This is a genomic window from Pseudomonas mangrovi, assembly GCF_003052585.1.
Classification (GTDB): domain Bacteria; phylum Pseudomonadota; class Gammaproteobacteria; order Pseudomonadales; family Pseudomonadaceae; genus Aquipseudomonas; species Aquipseudomonas mangrovi.
In genome coordinates this window covers 153,852-167,922 of record NZ_QASN01000021.1, presented here as the reverse complement: position 1 = coordinate 167,922, position 14,071 = coordinate 153,852, and the positions used below count along the sequence as shown (strand labels likewise).

18 protein-coding genes are annotated in these 14,071 nt (G+C 66.2%); 10 read left to right on the top strand and 8 right to left on the bottom strand.

Translation table 11 applies throughout. From position 1 onward, the window contains the following. Positions 1 to 8 precede the first annotated feature (8 nt). The 4 genes from DBO85_RS17035 to DBO85_RS17020 all read left to right on the top strand — a co-directional run bounded on the left by DBO85_RS17035 (position 9) and on the right by DBO85_RS17020 (position 3,252). Complete coding sequence (locus DBO85_RS17035) at positions 9 to 1,115, top strand: uroporphyrinogen-III C-methyltransferase (RefSeq protein ID WP_158268906.1); 1,107 nt, start codon at positions 9 to 11, stop codon at positions 1,113 to 1,115. After that, positions 1,112 to 2,353: a heme biosynthesis HemY N-terminal domain-containing protein gene (locus tag DBO85_RS17030; protein ID WP_108108659.1), complete on the top strand. Its 1,242-nt coding sequence runs from the start codon at positions 1,112 to 1,114 to the stop codon at positions 2,351 to 2,353. Before DBO85_RS17035 ends, DBO85_RS17030 begins: the two co-directional genes overlap by 4 nt. Positions 2,354 to 2,429: 76 nt before the next feature. Next, positions 2,430 to 2,684 carry a hypothetical protein gene (locus tag DBO85_RS17025; protein ID WP_407681484.1) on the top strand — a complete coding sequence of 85 codons (255 nt, stop codon included), beginning with the start codon at positions 2,430 to 2,432 and terminating at the stop codon, positions 2,682 to 2,684. Positions 2,685 to 2,715: 31 nt separating this feature from the next. Further along, positions 2,716 to 3,252 (top strand): lipocalin family protein, encoded by a 537-nt coding sequence (locus DBO85_RS17020; protein ID WP_108108657.1) that lies wholly within the window; start codon positions 2,716 to 2,718, stop codon positions 3,250 to 3,252. A gap of 2 nt (positions 3,253 to 3,254) precedes the next feature. On the opposite strand, the gene DBO85_RS17015 is transcribed toward DBO85_RS17020, so the two are convergent. After that, a complete protein-coding gene (locus tag DBO85_RS17015; protein ID WP_233356633.1) occupies positions 3,255 to 3,569 on the bottom strand; it encodes a DUF2141 domain-containing protein in 315 nt (104 codons plus the stop codon). A gap of 340 nt (positions 3,570 to 3,909) precedes the next feature. On the opposite strand from DBO85_RS17015, the gene DBO85_RS17010 reads away from it, so the two are divergent. From DBO85_RS17010 to DBO85_RS16995, 4 genes are read left to right on the top strand one after another with little or no spacing between them, the layout of a single operon-like run. Beyond that, complete coding sequence (locus DBO85_RS17010; protein WP_233356632.1) at positions 3,910 to 4,638, top strand: dialkylrecorsinol condensing enzyme; 729 nt, start codon at positions 3,910 to 3,912, stop codon at positions 4,636 to 4,638. An 18-nt stretch (positions 4,639 to 4,656) separates the two neighbouring features. After that, positions 4,657 to 5,832 (top strand): beta-ketoacyl-ACP synthase III, encoded by a 1,176-nt coding sequence (locus DBO85_RS17005; RefSeq protein ID WP_108108651.1) that lies wholly within the window; start codon positions 4,657 to 4,659, stop codon positions 5,830 to 5,832. Continuing rightward, positions 5,819 to 6,226 (top strand): hypothetical protein, encoded by a 408-nt coding sequence (locus tag DBO85_RS17000; RefSeq protein ID WP_108108649.1) that lies wholly within the window; start codon positions 5,819 to 5,821, stop codon positions 6,224 to 6,226. The genes DBO85_RS17005 and DBO85_RS17000 overlap by 14 nt, the downstream gene beginning before the upstream one ends. After that, entirely contained in the window at positions 6,223 to 7,224 is a 1,002-nt protein-coding gene (locus tag DBO85_RS16995) for a BtrH N-terminal domain-containing protein (RefSeq protein ID WP_108108647.1), read from the top strand. Before DBO85_RS17000 ends, DBO85_RS16995 begins: the two co-directional genes overlap by 4 nt. Before the next feature lie 283 nt (positions 7,225 to 7,507). Here the strand turns inward: DBO85_RS16995 and DBO85_RS16990 are convergent, their stop codons facing one another. From DBO85_RS16990 to DBO85_RS16960, 7 genes are all read right to left on the bottom strand, one after another. Beyond that, complete coding sequence (locus DBO85_RS16990; protein ID WP_108108645.1) at positions 7,508 to 8,077, bottom strand: hypothetical protein; 570 nt, start codon at positions 8,075 to 8,077, stop codon at positions 7,508 to 7,510. Beyond that, entirely contained in the window at positions 8,074 to 9,180 is a 1,107-nt protein-coding gene (locus DBO85_RS16985) for a beta-ketoacyl synthase N-terminal-like domain-containing protein (protein ID WP_108108643.1), read from the bottom strand. Before DBO85_RS16985 ends, DBO85_RS16990 begins: the two co-directional genes overlap by 4 nt. After that, the gene (locus DBO85_RS16980) at positions 9,177 to 9,443 is read right to left on the bottom strand and encodes an acyl carrier protein (RefSeq protein ID WP_108108641.1); all 267 of its coding nucleotides are present in this window, start codon (positions 9,441 to 9,443) and stop codon (positions 9,177 to 9,179) included. The genes DBO85_RS16985 and DBO85_RS16980 overlap by 4 nt, the downstream gene beginning before the upstream one ends. Next, positions 9,425 to 10,666: an ABC transporter permease gene (locus DBO85_RS16975; protein WP_233356631.1), complete on the bottom strand. Its 1,242-nt coding sequence runs from the start codon at positions 10,664 to 10,666 to the stop codon at positions 9,425 to 9,427. Before DBO85_RS16975 ends, DBO85_RS16980 begins: the two co-directional genes overlap by 19 nt. Continuing rightward, positions 10,663 to 11,547: an ABC transporter ATP-binding protein gene (locus DBO85_RS16970; protein WP_108108639.1), complete on the bottom strand. Its 885-nt coding sequence runs from the start codon at positions 11,545 to 11,547 to the stop codon at positions 10,663 to 10,665. The genes DBO85_RS16975 and DBO85_RS16970 overlap by 4 nt, the downstream gene beginning before the upstream one ends. Further along, positions 11,540 to 11,959: a hotdog family protein gene (locus DBO85_RS16965; protein ID WP_108108637.1), complete on the bottom strand. Its 420-nt coding sequence runs from the start codon at positions 11,957 to 11,959 to the stop codon at positions 11,540 to 11,542. Before DBO85_RS16965 ends, DBO85_RS16970 begins: the two co-directional genes overlap by 8 nt. 63 nt (positions 11,960 to 12,022) lie before the next feature. Next, positions 12,023 to 12,454, bottom strand: a complete 432-nt coding sequence (locus DBO85_RS16960; protein WP_108108635.1) for a hypothetical protein — start codon at positions 12,452 to 12,454, stop codon at positions 12,023 to 12,025. A gap of 149 nt (positions 12,455 to 12,603) precedes the next feature. Here DBO85_RS16960 and pip point away from each other — a divergent pair, with 149 nt between their 5' ends. Together pip and dtd are read left to right on the top strand one after the other, a co-directional pair. Next, on the top strand, positions 12,604 to 13,569 hold the full coding sequence (gene pip / locus DBO85_RS16955) for a prolyl aminopeptidase (protein ID WP_108108633.1): 966 nt from the start codon (positions 12,604 to 12,606) through the stop codon (positions 13,567 to 13,569). Continuing rightward, complete coding sequence (gene dtd / locus DBO85_RS16950; RefSeq protein WP_108108632.1) at positions 13,566 to 14,003, top strand: D-aminoacyl-tRNA deacylase; 438 nt, start codon at positions 13,566 to 13,568, stop codon at positions 14,001 to 14,003. The genes pip and dtd overlap by 4 nt, the downstream gene beginning before the upstream one ends. Positions 14,004 to 14,071: the final 68 nt, after the last annotated feature.

The following is a 14,071-nucleotide window of genomic DNA, read 5'->3' as shown; positions in this document are numbered from 1 at the left end:
ATGGATACGTGAGCGAAGCAGAACTGCCGAAAACCCTGGATGCCGACACACCGGACGTTGCGCCGCAGCCCGCTGTAGCAGCTGCCCCACCGCCTGCGCGGCGTTCGAATTCGCTTGCCTGGCTGGCGCTTCTGCTTGCTTTGCTCGCTGGCGCTGCAGCCGGCTGGACCTACTGGCAGCTACGCCAGGGGACTAGCGCCGAAGTGGTGGCCGACAGCAGCGTGGCCGAGGCGCTGGCAGAGCTGTCTAGCGAGAATCGGCGTCTGCTTGAGCGTCTGGAGACGCTGGAGTCGAACGTGCCGGACCAACGACCGCTGCGTGAGGCAGTCACCGATCTGCAGGCAGAGCAGCAGAAGCACGGAGTGCGCCTGGAGCGCCTGCAGGGTGACGGGCGTCGTGAACTGCGCCTGGCCGAGGCGGAACATCTGCTGCGCCTGGCGAGTCTGCGCCTGTCGGCGCTGCAGGACGTCGATAGTGCGGTGGCGCTCATCGAGGGTGCCGACGAGGTGTTGCGTGAGCAGGACGACCCGACCTCATTCGCTGCACGGCGCGAGCTCACGCGCGTGCTGGAGGCGCTGCGGACCCGGCCGCAACCGGATCGAACCGGCCTCTATCTGAAGCTGGCGACGCTGCGCGACGAAGCCTTTGCCCTGACCGACAGCGTCCCCGAATTCCAGCGGCGAGAAGCCGAGATGCACGAGGGCGTCGAGCAGGGGCACTGGGAGCGCTGGCGGGAGCAGCTTTCCAGCTATGTGCGCATCGAGTTCGATGCAGAGCAGGATATCCGTCCGTTGCTGGCTGGCCAGTCGCTGGCACAGGTTCGCCTGGCGCTCGGGCTCGCCCTGGAGCAGGCCCAGTGGGCTGTGCTCAACGGTGAGGAGAAGGTCTATCAGGAGGCAATGGGCCAGGCGCGCGAAGTACTGGAGAGTCACTTCAGCGAGAACCGCCCGCAGGTCGAGGCGCTTTCCCAACGTCTGAAAACGCTTGCCGAAGAGCCGATCAGCTTTGCCACGCCGGATATCACCCCGGCCCTCGAGGCGTTCCAGGCTTATCTGCTGCGCCGCCAGGCGCGACCGGAGCCGGGGCAGGGCGACACTGCGGAGGCCGGGCAATGAATCGACTGTTCCTGATCGCCCTGGCGGTAGTGAGTGCTGCTGCGCTGCTCGGCCTTCTGGTGTCGGAGCATCCCGGATACGTGCTGGTTTCCTATCGAGGCTTTCTCTACGAGGCCGGCCTGTGGAGCACTCTGGTACTGGTGTTACTGGTGATGCTGGTGCTGCATTCGCTGCGGCTGGTATTGCGCGGTGCCACAGCGTCTGGCGGTCTGATCAATCCCTGGTCGAGTCGTCATCGCGCCCGACGCATGGATCAGGCGGCCCGCCTGGGACTGGTCGACCTGGCCGAGGGACGCTGGCAGGAAGCGCTACGCCACCTGCGTCGTGCGGCGGCTGCGGATCGGCAGCCGCTGGCGCTTTACCTCGGTGCCGCACGGGCGGCGAACGAGCTCGGCCAGTATGAGGAAAGCGATGCCTTTCTCGAGCAGGCGCTGGCCGCAGAGCCGCGTGCCGGTATCGCGGTTGGCCTGGCGCGCACCCGCCTGCTGATTGATCGCGGGCAACTGCAGGAAGCGCTGCAGACGATCCGCGCGCTGCACGCCGAGCAGCCTCAGCATCCCCAGGTGCTCAAGCTCGAGCAACGGTTGCTGTTCGAGCTGCGTGACTGGGACGCGCTGGCGCGACTGATCCCGGAACTGCGTCGCCGTCATGTGCTCGATGATGCCGCTTTGCGCCGCCTGGAGCGCGGCGTGTGGGTCAACGCCATGGGCCTGGCTGGCGACGACGCGTCCTCCACTGCTGCACTGAGCGCGCTGCATGCGCGCTGGAAGCGCGTGCCGTCTTCGCTGCGACATGATCCCGAGGTGCTCGCCAGCTATGCCCTGCGCCTTGATGCGCTGGGTGCCGGGCGCGAGGCCACGCCACTGCTGGCTGAAGCCATTCATCAGCACTATCAGCCGGCACTGGTCTATCTCTACGGCAAGATTCAGGGGGCGGACAGTTCCCGTCAGCTGCGTGAAGCCGAGGCCTGGCTCAAGCAGCATCCGGCGGATCCGGTACTGCTGCTGACCCTGGGTCGCCTCAGCGCTGCCAACCGCCTCTGGGGCAAGGCGCGCGACTATTTCGAGGCCAGCCTGGGTTTTGTTCGCAATCCCGAGATCTGTGCGGAGCTTGCGCACCTGTTGCAGCAGATGGGTGAAACCGAGGAAAGCAATCGGATGTTTCGCGAAGGCTTGGAGCTGTCCTCGGCGCAGCGCCCGGCAGGTCTTCCTGCCTGGCTGCCGGCGGGTGTGCATTAAATATTTTGCGGAGCAGGTTTGTTGGCGCCGTATTCCGCGGCTGTCACAGCTGTTTGCTGAGGGAGTGGTGGTTACGATGATGCGAGGACGATACCTGGTGCTGCTGGGCTGCCTGGCGCTAAGCGGTTGTGACAAGGTCAGCCAGGAAAATTTCGCGCGCCTGGAAGCCGGGATGAATCGCGGCGAAGTGGAGCAGCTGCTCGGCAAGCCGACCGAATGCTCAGGCGCCCTGGCATTCACCAGCTGCACCTGGGGAGACCAGGAGCGCTTCATCAGCGTGCAGTACGCGGCCGACAAGGTGCTGATGTTCTCCGGCCGGGGCTTGCGCTGAGCCGGTCGTTCTGATGTTTCAGGAGGGTTGATTGAAGAGCCATGCCGCAATCGCGCTGTTGTGCCTGAGTCTGTTCGGCTGCGCCCAGCGCGAGTCGCCTCCGCAGACGGTAGGAGAGATTGACCTGCAGCGCTACCAGGGCACCTGGTACGAGATCGCGCGCCTGCCGATGTTCTTTCAGCGCAAGTGCTTGCAGGCCCAGGCTGACTATCGTCTGCGTGTCGACGGCAAGGTCGCGGTGCTGAATCAGTGCCGTACCGGTGATGGCGAGTGGATTTCCGCCGCGGGCGCCGCCGAGCCCGTCGAGGGTCGCAGCGACCGGCTGCAGGTGCGCTTCGACAACTGGTTCTCGCGGCTCTTCCCCTCGCTCACCACGGGCGACTACTGGGTGCTGCATCTCGATGAGGACTATCGGATCGCCCTGGTCGGTCACCCCGAGCGCAAGTATCTCTGGCTGCTCTCACGCGAGCCGCAGCTATCCACCGGGCAGCGCGAAGAGTTGTTGCGTGTCGCCCGCGAGCAGGGGTATGCGCTGGATGAGCTGATCTGGCGCGCGGACAACCCCTGAATTCAGGGTTCGCTGCGTCTGTCCTGGCGTAGACGAATCAGCAGCAGGGTGCTGCTCTCGCCGTGCTCGAAGGCTGCGGCCTCCGGCGCCGGCATGCCGTCGACCAGTTGCGGATTGCCGGAGAAGCCGACGGGCTCGCGCGGCACACCGCGCTTGCTGGTATCTAGTTCGCCGTTGCCGTTGCGGTCGATGAACAGTCTGACGGCGTAGCGTCCGGGAGCGACATCGGCGAAGTACGGGTCGCTGTCGCTCTGCAGGCGCATCAGCGGCTCGCCATCCCAGTCATCGACCGGCAGAGCGATCAGCTCGGCATGCACGCTGCCTCCCGCCGGCGCCCCTATCAGGCTCAGTTGGATATCCGCCGCGCTTGCTGTGGCGCCGGCCATCAGCAGGCCGGTCGCTAGTGTTACGTGCGTGCAATAGCGATATGGCATAATCCGGGCCATTTCGTGTGGTCGTATTTTTCGCATGCGTCAGGTTCTCGTCGTTCAATACTCGCAAACCGGCCAGCTAGACAGGCTGGTCGAGTCCGTTTGCGGTCCGCTCAGCGGGCAGGACGACATTCGCCTGGACTATCTGCGCGTGGCGCCGGCCAGACCTTACCCCTTTCCTTGGCCGTTTCTCACCTTTTTCGGGGCCTTTCCGGAAACAGTGCACATGCAGCCGGAGCCGTTGCAGCCGCTCGACATCGATCCCGACAAGCGCTACGACCTTGTGATCCTCGCCTACCAGGTCTGGTTCCTTTCGCCCTCGCGCCCGATCAGCAGCTTCCTCGCCTCGCCGGAAGCGGCGCGGCTGCTGCGCGATACGCCGGTGGTGACCCTGATCGGCTGCCGCAACATGTGGCTGATGGCGCAGGAAAAGATGAAGGCGCGCCTGTCCGCGCTGGGTGCTCGTCTGCTCGACAACATTGCCCTGACCGACGAGTGCGGCACCGCCGCAAGCTTCCTGGCGACGCCGCTGTGGATGTTCACTGGTGACCGTCAGCCCTGGAAATGGGTGCCGCGCGCAGGTATCGCCGATGCCGAGATTCTTGCCGCCAGCCGCTTCGGTGAGGCCATGCGCGCACGTCTGCAGGCCGATGCCCAGCCGCTGACCGAGCCGATGCTGCGTGGCCTGGGTGCGGTGCGTGTGGACGAAAAGCTGATTGCCAGCGAAAGGGTGGGTAGCCGCAGTTTCCACCTCTGGGGCCGGCTGATTCGTGCGTTGGGGCCGCAGGAAAGTGTGCCGCGCAAGATCGGGCTGATCGTCTACGTCGTCTTCCTGGTGACGCTGATCCTCACCGTTGTTCCGCTGTCGGCACTGATCAAGAAATTGCTGAGCCCGCTGCTCCGGGGCAAGACCCGGCGAGAAAAGGCCTACTTCGCCGCGCCTTCGGGCGAGTGATTCTGACGAGGATGCTTCGTGGTAAACCCGGTATTCATCAACCGTATCAGCGCCTACCTACCGCATGATCCGGTCAGCAACGACGAGATGGAGGTCCGCCTCGGAGTGGTTGGCGAGCGTCCGTCACGGGCGCGCAAGCTGGTGCTGCGCAGCAATGGTATCCAGACCCGCTATTACGTGATCGATCCGGCCAGCGGCCAGCCGAGCATGAACAACGCACAACTCAGTGCGCATGCCATACGCGGCCTGCAGGGCAATGGATTTGAACTCGATGCGCTGGAGTGTCTGGTCGCCAGTACCTCCTCGCCGGACCAGACCATGCCCAACCACGCGGTGATGGTGCACGGCGAGTTGGGTAATCCACCGTGCGAAGTGGTGTCCACTTCAGGTATCTGCCTGTGCGGTATGTCGGCGCTGAAGTATGCGTGGCTCAACGTCGCCAGTGGCCAGGCCGGCAATGCCGTGGCCTGTGGTTCGGAAGTCGCCTCCGCGCTGATGCATGCCGGCAATTTCGAGGCCGAGGTGGCCAGTCGCGTCGAACAACTGGAGCGCTCGCCGGAAATCGCCTTCGAGAAGGACTTTCTGCGCTGGATGCTCTCCGACGGCGCCGGTGCGGTGCTGCTGCAGGACCGCCCAAATGCCACGGGTCTGAGCCTGCGCATCGACTGGATCGAGATTCTTTCCTTCGCCGACAGCATGCCGGCCTGTATGTATGCAGGGGCCGAAATGACCGAAGAAGGCCTGGTCGGCTGGGCGCGGATGGACGCGCGTGAGCGCGGCGGCCGCTCGGTGATGGCGGTGAAGCAGAACGTCAAGCTGCTCAACGACAACATCGTCAGGTACACCGTCGAGGAAGCGTTGCGGCGGATCATTCCCAAGCATGGCCTGCGTGCCGACGATGTCGATCACTTCCTGCCGCACTATTCCTCGGAGTTCTTCCGCGAGCGGCTGGCGGTCGGCCTGGCCAACGTCGGCCTGCCGGTCCCGATGGAGCGCTGGTTCACCAACCTCACCAGCAAGGGCAACACCGGCGCTGCGTCGATCTTCATCATCCTCGAAGAGCTGTTCAATCAGGGACGACTGCGTGCGGGCGAGCGACTGCTCTGCTACGTGCCCGAGAGCGGTCGTTTCTCCAGTGCGTTCATGCACCTGACCGTTGTGGATGGAGCCAGCAACGACCATGAAGATCGATGAGGTCCCTCAGGACCACAGCAGCACCTATGGCGGTCACTGCAAGCTGGTCTACGCAGTCGACGACAGCGGTCATTACCTGACCGCGCAGAGCGATGGCTGGGACGCCGAAGCCTTCGCCACCCAGCTGGCGGTGGCCGAGCTGGAAGCCCAGGAACAGGCCGCGCTGGCGCAGTGGCGCGCCGGACAGGCATCACCGCTGCGCTGCCTGATGTATCGCTACCGTCTCGACGAACTAGGACTGTCCCAGGCGACTGGCCTTTGGCAGTGGCGCATCCGTCGGCATTTCCGTCCCGACGTCTATCGTCGCCTGCCGACAAAGATCCTTTCCCGCTATGCCGAGGCCTTCGGGCTGGATGTCGCGGAACTCGTCCGCTACCAGCAGGAGCCTGCATGACCGACTTCCAGCACCGCCAGAGCGCCCACTGCGAAAGTGGCGTGATGGCCAACATGCTGACCCACGCCGGCCTGTCGATGAGCGAGCCCATGGCCTTCGGCCTCGGCTCGGGCCTGGCCTTCGCCTACCTGCCGATCGTCAAACTCGCCGGCCTGCCGCTGATTGCCTACCGCATGCCACCGCGGCACATCATCAAGACGCTGTCCAAGCGCCTCGGTGCGCGCCTGACCACGGCAACCTACGGCAGTCCGGAGAGGGGTCGCCAGGCACTGGATGCCGCGCTCGACGCCGGCCGCCTGACCGGCATGCAGACCTCGGTGTTCTGGCTGCCGTACATTCCCGAACAGATGCGTTTCCATTTCAACGCGCACAATCTGCTGGCCTACGGTCGCGATGGCGATGACTACCTGCTCAGCGATCCGGTGCTGGAAGAGGCCGTGCGCTGCCCGGCCGAGAGCCTGCAGAAGGCGCGCTTTGCCAAGGGCGCGCTGGCACCCAAAGGCCTGCTCTACTGGGTCGATGACGTGCCGCTGGAGCACGACTGGGAGACGCTGGTGCGCAAGAGCATCCTCTCCACCACGCGGATCATCGACAGCGCGCCGCTGCCGTGGATCGGCATCCGCGGCATCCAGCACCTGGCGGCGCAGGTACGCAAGCTCGATCCGGCCAACGTCAAGTACAACCGCCTCTACCTGACCCACATCGTGCGCATGCAGGAGGAGATCGGCACCGGCGGTGCGGGCTTCCGCTTCATGTACGCCAGCTTCCTCGAGGAGGCGGGCGCGCTGATCGGCGCCGAGGCGCTGCGCGAGGCGTCGCAGAAGCTGACCCTGATCGGCGACGACTGGCGCCAGTTCGCCCTGGCCTGCGTGCGCTGGTGCCGCAGCAAGGAAGACCGTGGTGGTTTCCTTGAGGTGGCGGCGATACTCGAACGCATCGCCCTGGCCGAGCGGGCGTTGCTCAAGGATCTGTCGCTCTGGTCCAAGGGCAAACGCTGAATAGCGGAGCCTGAAGGCTTGGCAGCGAGTTGTCCGACCCCTCCCTCACCTGCCTTCGGCACCCTCTGCCGGAGGAGAGGGAAAGGCCGTGCACGCTCGAAGCTCCCCAAGGAGCACCCCGCGCCATCGCCCCACAGCTGTCCTTCTCCCTCCGGGAGAAGGTGGCGCACAGCGCCGGATGAGGGAGGTGTCTACGTGCAGGGACTGAACCGGGCGCGCGGGCAGACCCCTGCCGACCTTCGGTAGCGCTGGCAGTAAAGGTCCGAATTCCGCTCTCCGGCCCTCAGCCGTCGGCCCGGACGATCTCCAGCCGACTGATGTCCAACCCTTCGCTGAGCGTGGCAAAGCTGCTGCTGTCCGCGGTGCCGGGCGTGTTGTCGAGCAGCAGGCTGCGTACCACGAACTCGTCCGGGTTGGCGCTGTGGATCAGCAGCGCCTGGCTGACCACGCCATCGGCCATGTCCAGCGCGGCTATCTCGCAGAACTGGCGCCACAGATCGCGACCGGCGCCGATGAACAGGTTGGGGCCTTCCACGCCGAGCTTCTGCGCCACGTGAAAGCCTGCAGCGTTGCTCACGCTGTTCACGAACTCCAGCGGCTTGGGCAGCTTGTGCTGGACGAATACCGCTTCCAGCAGTAGCTCCATGGTCGGCCGGCACGGGTAGTCGGCCGCGAGGTACAGCCCGCAGTCCTTGCGCAGCAAGGGCAAAAAGGGCGCGGCGCCGAGCAGCGACTGCAGGATCAGCCGGTCGACCCGCCGCGGCGGTTCGACAAAGCGTGCGACCTCGGCTTTGAGCAGCTTGTCGCTGCAGCCGGCCGGGCCGCGGATTTCACTGGCGGCGATGACCTTCATGGCTGCGCTCCCTGCAGCACCAGGCTGGCATTGTTGCCGCCGAAACCGAAGAAATTGCTCAGCAGCAATGCTTCGGGAGGCAGCGCCAGCGGCGCGCCATTGAGCGCCAGCATGGCTTCGTCGGCGTAGTCCACCGGCGGCAGCGGACCCTGACGCAGGGCATCGAGCAGCAGCAGCGTCTCGCTCAGGCCGCAGGCGCCCAGCGTGTGTCCCAGATACGGCTTGAGCACACAGGACGGCGGCTGCAGTCCGGCGAACAGCCGTTGCATGCCGTTGCTCTCGGCGATGTCGTTGGCCCCGGTGGCGGTGCCGTGCAGCTTGACCAGGGCGATGTCGGCGCTGGTCACGCAGGCCGAGTCGAGCGCCTGGCGCATCACCCAGTCGATGTGGCTGCCATCTTCCAGCGTGGTGGTCAGGTTGCTGGTGTCGCAGGCGCTGAAGCCGCCGAGCAGACGCGCCAGCGGCCTTTCGCCGGGTTGCTCGCCCAGCATCACCGCGCAGTAGGCTTCACCCAGCACCAGGCCATCGCGCTGGGGGTGGAACGGCCGGTAGTGTCCGCTGGGGCTGAGCAGGCCGAGGGCACCGAAGCCCTGCATGGCCAGTTGGCAGGGCGTCTCGAAGGCCATCACCAGCGCGCGGCGATAGGCGCCGCTGGCAACCAGTCGGCCGGCGTAGAGCAGTGCGTTGGCGGCGCTGGTACAGGCGGTGTTCATGGTGAAGGCGCCGGCCAGGCCGAGGCTGTCGCGCAGGCCGGCGGCGAGGCGGTCGAGCGAAGTCGACAGGTCGTTGTGAAAGGGCTCGCCCTGGGCCACGCGGGCTTCCATCTGGCCGATGTCGAGGGTGGTGCTGGCGATCACCAGCAGCACGTCGTCGAAGGGGCCGGGCTCGTCTGCCAGGCACTCACGCGCCAGGGCTTCGAGATCGGCCTCCAGCTGCAGATTGCTGGCAGGCGCGGCCAGGTAGGCGCGCTGCTCGCCCAGCTCGCGCAGGTCATACCACTGCGCACTCGGCAGGCGTCCATCCAGGTAGGCGGCGCTGGCCTCGGCCAGGGTCGCACCCATCCCACTGCGCAGGCAGCCGTTGTAGAGGTGGATCGGCTTCACTGGCTGGCCTTGATGTGTGCTGCGAGGGCGTCGATGGTCACCAGGATGCGTCGTCCGTCCTTGGCGCCTTCGATGCGCACGCCGTATTTCTGCTGCACCGCCAGCGACAGCTGCAGGGCGTCGAGGCTGTCCATCTGGACACGGCTCTCGCGGCCGAACAGAGGCTCGTCGTCGAGGATGTCCTGCCAGTCGATGTCGTCCTCCTTGTCGCACTCGCGAACCAGGAGCTGCTTGAGTTCTTGCTTCAGTAGTGTGTCGTCCATTGCGTCTCACGTAGCCGGCGGTGGAACAGGAAGAGGCCCAGGCTGCTGGCGACCGCGGCGAACAGCAGCAGGCGCAGGCAGTAGGGGAGGATGTCGGCGATGCCGCCCTGGCCCACCAGCAGGGTCAGGAAGGCATCCAGCGCCCAGCTCATCGGCGAGACTTCGGCCAGCTGGCGCATGGTCTCGGGCATCACGCCCTTGGGCACCATGATGCCGCCGATGGCGGCAAGGATGATGTTCAGGCCGCCGCTGAGCAACAGCGCCTGCTCGGTGCTGCGGGCGATGGCCGCAATCGCGAGCCCGAGGCTGCAGGTGGCGAGTGTCAGGCACAGCGCCAGCAGCGCATAGGCCAGCGGGCTGCCGGGCAGACTCAGGCCGGGCACACCCAGCAGCGGTAGGGCCCAGACGCCGATCCCGAGCAGCAGGGCGAACTGCAGCAGGTTGATGGCGAAGTACGGCGGCAGCTTGCCCAGGGCCAGTGGCCCCAGCCCCAGGCCCATGCAGCGCAGGCGCAGCAGGGTGCCGTTGGCCTGTTCGCGCTGGAAGCCGTTGGCCATCGGCAGCATGACGAAGAACATGCCGAAGATCAGCCAGGCCGGCACGTTGTGCTGGGTGGCGTTGGCGCGCTGGGCCAGATCGCCGCTGGCCAGCAGCTCCTGCTCGACGATCCGATTGGCGGTGCGCTTGCCCACCAGTTCCAGGCGCTCCTGCTCGGAGCTGTCTTCGTCCAGCTCGCCGCTGTCGAGCAGGAAGGCCATCAGCCGGGTCTGCGCCAGGGCAATCTGCACCGCGCCACGCAGCTGCTGGCGCGAGGCGGCGTCGGTGCGCGCCGGGAAGATCAGCGTCACCTCGGCCGGTTCGCTGTCCAGCAGACCGGCGGAAAAATCGTCCGGTAGACGCACCTGCAAGGGTTCGCCGACGGCTGTGCCGTCGAGCTGCAGCGTCGTGGTCTGCGCACTGCCATTCGCAGCGGGGGCGATGACGGTGAAGCTGCGGGTCTTGAGCTGGGCTGCCAGGGCGCGCTGGAAGAAACGGCTGTCGGCATCGTCCGCAGGCAGCTGCAGCGTCAGGTCCAGCGGTGGCTGGCGATCCAGGTTGATGTTGGCCATGGCCATCGCCATCAGCAGCAGAAACAGCGCTGGCATCAGGAACAGCACCGCCAGCGCATGGGCGTCTCGCAGCAGGATGCGCCACTCCTTGAGCATCAGCGCGCGCAGGATCACAGCGCACCTCCGCTCAGATGCAGGTAGAGCTGCTCCAGCGAAGGCCGGCCGAAGCGCAGCAGGCTGGGCAGCTGCGGCAGCTCGGCAATCAATGTGCAGAGGCGGGCCAGGTCGGCGCCCTGCAATGCCTCGATGTGCCAGCCGTCGGCCAGGCGCTTGAAGGGCAGCTGCATCGCCAGCAGCTCCCGTTCCAGCGCCTCGGGTAGCGCGCCTGGCCACTTCAGCAGCAGGCCATGCTGCTCGCCGAGCAACGCGCGGGTGTCGAGGTCGAGTTTCACCTGACCGCGTTCGAGCAGCAGGATGCGGTTGGCGACGCGCTCGACCTCATCCAGGTAGTGCGAGGTGTAGATGACCGCGTGGCCTTCGCTGGTCAGCTCCTCGACCGTGGCCAGCAGCAGCTGCCGCGAGTGCGCATCGACACCCACGGTGGCCTCGTCGAACAGGTAGAGCGCCGTCGGCTGCAGCAGGCCAATGGCGAAATTCAGCCGGCGCTGCTCGCCTCCGGAGAGGCTGCCGGCCTGACGCGGCAGGCGTTCGGCCAGTGCGGTACGGGCGATGACCCAGTCCATGCGCTGACGCCGGGTCTGGCCGCGCAGGCGATGCAGGTCGGCGAACAGCTCAAGGTTCTCGCGCACTTTCAGTTCGGGGTAGAACGCCAGTTGCTGCGGCACCATGCCGGGACGCTGGCCGTCGGTGACGCGCAGCTGGCCTGCGCCTGGTTGGCGCAGGCCGCTGATCAGCGACAGCAGGGTGGTCTTGCCGGCACCGTTGGCGCCGAGCAGGCCCAGACACTCGCCGGCTCGCAGCGTCAGGCTGACATCGTGCAGCGCCGGCTGCTCGGCGCCCGGATAGCGATAACCGACGCCGGCCAGCTCAATCACGGACCAGTACCAGCAGCAGTTTGCCGTCCACCAGCAGTTCGTCTTGAGCGTGCGCGCTGAACGCATAGAGCGCTCCGGCGGGGCTGAGCGCCTCCTGCTCGGCGCGCACGGTGACGTTGCCCTGGCGCTCGGTTGGCGTGTTGTGCACGGTGAGCTGGCTGAGCTTGCCGACCATGGCCATGCGGATCGGCGGAGTGTCGGCGCGCTCTTCGGCATGCAGGGCGCCATGGGCAGCGCAGAGCTGCGCGGCCGCCTCGAACAGATAGGCAGGGGAGGTCAGGGAACTGAATTTCAGCAGGTGCGACCAGTCGCAGAGCCCTTCGATGCAGGTCGCGTCATGCCCCAGCACCTGGTCGATCCAGAGGGCGTCGCCCTGATGGGGCAGCAGGCGTTGCAGTTGCGTTCGATCCATGGTGCACGGGCAGCGTCGAGGGGCGCGCAGTGTAGCAGATGACACTGCCATGACCGCCTGCCGTCAGTCCCAGCTCAGCCGCGCCAGGCGCCATTCGTCGTTCTCCAGCCACCATTCCAGCTTTACGCTGTAGTGCCCGGCACGCTGTGGAATCAGCCCTTCCGCGCCGCTCATGGTTACCTCCGCTTCGGTGTAGCCGCGGTCGGCGTAGCTGCTGTCCAGTCGGCTGTCATGGCGCAGGGCGATGATGCGGATGTTGCGATGGCGCAGGAAGGCCAGGCGCATGCTGCGTTCGGCCCAGGCCCGGTCCAGTCCGTCGCCGGCCTGGAAGTCGCCGTGCAGCTGCTCCAGCACGCTGGAAAGGTCCTTTTCCTCGAGGCCGGCCTGCAGCTGACGGGCGGCCTTTTCCAGCGCCGCCTGCGGATCGTCCCGCGAGCAGCCGCCGAGCATTGCGAGCAGGAGAAGAAAAATCAGCGGAATGCACCGCGCCAGCATGCCTAAGCCCTCATTAGATGGTTATGATGCCGAACATACCGGCAAGCCGCGTCGCAGGGAAAACGCCGGGCACCTGGCGCCTGCTGCGTCCGGGCTGCCATTCCAATCCCGCACCCGGACAGCCAGGACCGCAGGACTCGGAGCGCCCCATGCAGAATCTGTATCCGGAGATCAAACCCTACGCCCGCCACGAACTGGCTGTCGAGGAACCCCACGTTCTCTACGTCGATGAAAGCGGTATCCCCGACGGCCTGCCGGTGGTGTTCATCCACGGCGGCCCCGGCGCCGGTTGCGACTCGCTGAGTCGGCGCTTCTTCAATCCCAACCAGTACCGCATCGTCACCTTCGATCAGCGTGGCAGTGGTCGCTCCACGCCCTACGCCAGCCTGGAAAACAACACCACCTGGCACCTGGTCGAGGACCTGGAGCGCATTCGCGAGCACCTGGGCATCGACAAGTGGGTGCTGTTCGGCGGTTCCTGGGGCTCGACCCTGGCGCTGGCCTACGCGCAGAAGCACCCGGAGCGCGTGCTCGGCCTGATCCTGCGGGGCATCTTTCTCTGCCGCCAGCAGGACTTCGACTGGTTCTACCAGGAAGGCGCCAGCCGGATGTTCCCCGACTTCTGGCAGGACTACATCGCGCCGATTCCGCAGGAGGAGCGCGGCAACTTGATGCAGGCCTTCTACAAGCGCCTCACCGGCAGCGACGAGATCGCCCAGATGCACGCCGCCAAGGCCTGGTCCTGCTGGGAAGGGCGCACCGCCACCCTGCGGCCGAACCCGCAGGTGGTTGAGCGTTTCCACGAACGAGCGTTGGCGATTGCGCGCATCGAGTGCCACTACTTCATCAATCACGCCTTCCTCGAGTCCGACCAACTGCTGCGCGACATGCACAAGATCGCCCACCTGCCGGGCACCATCGTGCACGGCCGTTACGACGTGATCTGCCCGCTGGACAACGCCTGGGCGCTGCACCAGAGCTGGCCCAACAGCGAGCTGCAGATCATCCGCGATGCCGGCCATGCGGCCAGTGAAGCGGGCATCGCCGATGCCCTGGTGCGTGCCGCCGACGACCTCGTGCAGCGCCTGCTCGACCTGCCGCCCGAAGAGGCATGAAGGCACTGCTGCAGCGGGTGCGTAGCGCCCGTGTCGAGGTGGCTGGCGAGAGCGTCGGCGCCATCGACCAAGGCCTGCTGGTGCTGGTCGGCGTCGAACCCCACGACGACGCGGCGCTGGCCGACAAACTGCTCAAACGCCTGCTCGCCTACCGCGTGTTCAGCGACGAGCAGGGCAAGATGAACCTGTCCCTGAGCGATATCGGCGGCGGCCTGCTGCTGGTCTCGCAATTCACCCTCGCCGCCGACACCCGCAGCGGCCTGCGCCCGAGCTTCTCCAGCGCCGCCCCGCCCGAACAGGGACGAGCGCTGTTCGACCACCTGCTCGAGCGCGCCCGCGCCCTGCACCCGAGCGTCGCCAGCGGCCGCTTCGGCGCCGACATGCAGGTGCATCTGGTCAACGATGGGCCGGTGACCTTTCTGCTGGAGGTCTGAGCTGGTTCCCCTCGAAAGGTAGTTCCCTCCGTTTGTCGGTTATTCCACTGAAATATTTCGCAATGGCT

What these genes read in the sequence shown, in the direction of transcription:
- DBO85_RS17000 (WP_108108649.1), top strand. Translation starts at nt 5,819, where the DNA reads ATGAAGATCGATGAGGTCCCTCAGGACCACAGCAGCACCTATGGCGGT.
- DBO85_RS17025 (WP_407681484.1), top strand. Translation starts at nt 2,430, where the DNA reads ATGATGCGAGGACGATACCTGGTGCTGCTGGGCTGCCTGGCGCTAAGC.
- DBO85_RS16965 (WP_108108637.1), bottom strand. Translation starts at nt 11,959, where the DNA reads ATGGATCGAACGCAACTGCAACGCCTGCTGCCCCATCAGGGCGACGCC.
- DBO85_RS17010 (WP_233356632.1), top strand. Translation starts at nt 3,910, where the DNA reads ATGCAGCCGGAGCCGTTGCAGCCGCTCGACATCGATCCCGACAAGCGC.
- DBO85_RS16995 (WP_108108647.1), top strand. Translation starts at nt 6,223, where the DNA reads ATGACCGACTTCCAGCACCGCCAGAGCGCCCACTGCGAAAGTGGCGTG.
- DBO85_RS16960 (WP_108108635.1), bottom strand. Translation starts at nt 12,454, where the DNA reads ATGCTGGCGCGGTGCATTCCGCTGATTTTTCTTCTCCTGCTCGCAATG.
- dtd (WP_108108632.1), top strand. Translation starts at nt 13,566, where the DNA reads ATGAAGGCACTGCTGCAGCGGGTGCGTAGCGCCCGTGTCGAGGTGGCT.
- DBO85_RS16980 (WP_108108641.1), bottom strand. Translation starts at nt 9,443, where the DNA reads ATGGACGACACACTACTGAAGCAAGAACTCAAGCAGCTCCTGGTTCGC.
- DBO85_RS16990 (WP_108108645.1), bottom strand. Translation starts at nt 8,077, where the DNA reads ATGAAGGTCATCGCCGCCAGTGAAATCCGCGGCCCGGCCGGCTGCAGC.
- pip (WP_108108633.1), top strand. Translation starts at nt 12,604, where the DNA reads ATGCAGAATCTGTATCCGGAGATCAAACCCTACGCCCGCCACGAACTG.
- DBO85_RS17030 (WP_108108659.1), top strand. Translation starts at nt 1,112, where the DNA reads ATGAATCGACTGTTCCTGATCGCCCTGGCGGTAGTGAGTGCTGCTGCG.